General features: G+C 71.1%; 2 protein-coding genes. Both read left to right on the forward strand.

The features are described from left to right. Positions 1–2,512, forward strand: a 2,512-nt coding sequence (locus P409_RS30420) for a TonB-dependent receptor domain-containing protein (protein ID WP_034847265.1), incomplete at its 5' end; no start/stop codon positions are given. Positions 2,513–2,826: 314 nt separating this feature from the next. Beyond that, positions 2,827–3,056, forward strand: a 230-nt coding sequence (locus P409_RS30425; RefSeq protein ID WP_034847267.1) for a CHASE2 domain-containing protein, incomplete at its 3' end; no start/stop codon positions are given.

A 3,056-nucleotide genomic window follows, 5' to 3' on the forward strand; every position in this document is an offset into this window, starting at 1 on the left:
CATCGCCGTCAGCGAGGCCACCGCGGCGCAGGTGCTGGGCGACCGCGACGGCATGCGGCAGGCGGTAGACCGCGCCTTGGCGATCGACCCTGACGACCCCGAGGCGCTGCGCATGGCGGCCAATTACAAGGTCGCCTTCGCCAACGACCCGGACGGCGCCCTGGCTCTGCTGCGCCGCGCCACGGCCGCGGCGCCCGGCGATGCCGAGGGCTGGAACGACCTGGCCATGCTGCACGACATCCGCGGCGGGCTGGTCGAGGCCGACGCCGCGCTGGAGACGGCGGCGGCGCTGGATCCCGACGCAGCCAATATCCGGATCAACCGCGCCGTCCTGTATCTCGAATCCGGCATGGTCGACCGGGCCCGGACGCTGCTGGCCGAAGCCCGGGCGATCGACCCGGATTCCGGCATCACCCTGGTCGGCGAAGGCATCCTGGCCTTCGAGACCGGCGACATCGACGGCGCGCTGGAGAAGTTCCTGGCGGCCTCGGCCGCCAACCCGGCGTCGTCGGAGAACCTGCAGGGCCTGGCCGCGGCGCAGTACGCGCTGGGCCAGACCAGCCAGGCGGAGCAGACGCTGGGCAACGCCGACCGGCTGGACCCGAACGACCCGATGGTGCCCAACCTGCGCACCATCATCGCCATCGACAATGCCGAGGCCGATGAGGCGATCCACAACGCGCGCGAGATCGCGGCCCGCAGCGGCCAGGGCACCCTGGCGCTGAGCACCGCCAATCTGGGCAACCGGCTGGGGCCGCCGCTGCTGGGCGCCTATGCCAATCTCGGCCTGGTCGATTGGGGCCGCTATTACAACGACCGCACCGACGACGCGTTCAGCGCTTCCACCTATCTCGGCCGGTCGGTGATCAGCCAGCCGACCGCCTTCGGCGCCGACCCCGCCGTGCCGGAGGGCGTGGCGTTGTCGGCAGAGATCCAGGCCCTGCTGCTGGACCCGACCCTGGCATCGTCGCGCCAGCGCCGCACCGACCTGCTGCCGCGGCCGTTCCTGGACGCGCAGCTGACCGGCGGCATCGTCACGGTCGGCGATACGCTCGGCCACAGCGAAGGGGTCGATATCGACGCCTACACCGTCGCCCCGATCCCGCTGGCGTTCCGGGCCAGCTTCGCCCGCGTCGACACCAACGGGGACGACCCCGGCGACGACAGCGACAGCTGGACCGGCTCAGCCCGCCTGGCCGGTCGCCTCGGCCTCGGCGGCAGCTTCGCCGCCTGGATCGATGGCGGCGAGGCCGGCAACGAGTTCGCCGGAACGGTGTTCGCCCCCACGCCCTTTGCCAGCGAGCGCAGCCGGGCGGTGTCCGGCGGCCTGGCCTTCGGCTACCGACTGGCCGAGCGCAGCCGGCTGATGGCCGTGGTCCAGCACAGCCATGTCGAGCGCCGCGACTTCAACCGCAGCCTGCTGTTCGACATCCCGGACCCGGTCTTCCCCGATTTCATCAGCTACGACCTGCGAGAAGACGACATCGCCAAGCAGCGCAGCGACACCACGATGGGCGGACTGGCCCATGTCTGGGGGGCGGGCGACATCACCGTCCAGTACGGGTTCGAGGTGCAGTCGACCCGGTCCGTCCTGTCCGCCGACCAGACTGCGTGGACGACACTGAAGTTCCTGGGCGAGGAGGTGCAGTCGGAGCGGACCCATGGCGAGAGCCGCACCGAGATCGACCAGACGCTGGGCCGCGTCTTCGCCTATGGCCGCTGGACGCCCTTCCCCGACCTGCGCATCGATTTCGGCACCGGCATCGTCCGCGCCGAGAAAGGCGGGCCGGTGCCGGAGGTGGTGCTGGAGCCGCGGCTGGGCATCGCCTGGTCCCCCGCCGAGGGGCATTGGCTGCGCGCCGCGATCCAGCGCAACGCCGAGACGCCGGGCAACCTGACCCTGGCCCCGACCGACACGGTCGGCATCCTGGCCGACACGCTGCCTTTGGGCACGGGTGGCGTCGCCACCAGCACCACCGCGCGGTGGGAGGCGGAGTGGACGCCGCACATCTTCACCAGCCTGGAGGGCCAGCACCAGGAGCTGGAGAACCTGTCCTTCGCCTACCCCTCGGCCCAGCTGGTCTCGGTCGATGTCGAGCGCGGCCGCACCGACCGGGTCACCGCCGCCGGCAATATCTGGTTCACCGGCGGCATCGGCGTCTACGGCTCGGCCTCGCTGATCCGGTCCGAGATCACCGAGGGCATCGACGAGGGCAAGCGGATCCCCTTCGTGCCGGACTGGACGGCGCGGGTCGGCGCCGTCTGGGTCCACCCGCTGCAGATCCGGGCGCAGATCGAGCGGGTCTGGGCCGGGCCTCAATCCAGCGGGCCGGGGGTGCCGGAGATCGACGGCTTCGGCAGCACCAACATCGCGATCAGCTGGGAGCCGCTGGACAAGCGGATCGCGCTGGGCTTCGTCATCCGCAACCTGTTCGACGAGGACTACGATTCCGCCTTCGGGGTCGAGGCCCCGGGCCGGCTGGTCGCGGCCACCGTGTCGATCCGGTTCTAGCTTCGGTGTCGCGAGTGACGGATGCGGTCTTTGAAGTGAGCGTTTTCAAGTCCCCCCTCCCCTTGCGGGAGGGGGGCAGGGGGAGGGGTCTGCGCGCGTCCGCGCGCGAATGGACAGGGCACCGAACCCGCCATCTATGCCGGCGTGCGCCAGCCAGGGCTCGCTCGAGCCGAGAGAACCCCCTCCCCCTATCCCCCTCCCGCAAGGGGAGGGGGGACTCAAAAGAGGCGATATGTGAACGTCGCCGCGCAAGCGGGAGAGGCAATCGGTTCGGCTCGAGAATGGGCCGACCATCCGTCCTCGGACGGCACTAGATGGCACGGCGCCGGATCCACGACAGCCTGTGGCCGTCGCTGCTGCTGGCGGTGCTGCTGTTCGCGGCCCTGCTGCCGCTCGGCGCGACGACGGACTGGCAGGTGGTGGAGAACCGCGCCTTCGACCTGTTCTCGACCACCGACCCGCCGCAGCCGGCCGCGCATGGCGCCATGGTCGTCGCCATCGACGAGCCGTCCTTCGCCGAGATCGGCCGGCAATGGCCGTGGCC

Origin of the sequence: Inquilinus limosus MP06, assembly GCF_000767795.1 — a bacterium.
In the GTDB taxonomy this organism is placed as follows: domain Bacteria; phylum Pseudomonadota; class Alphaproteobacteria; order DSM-16000; family Inquilinaceae; genus Inquilinus; species Inquilinus limosus_E.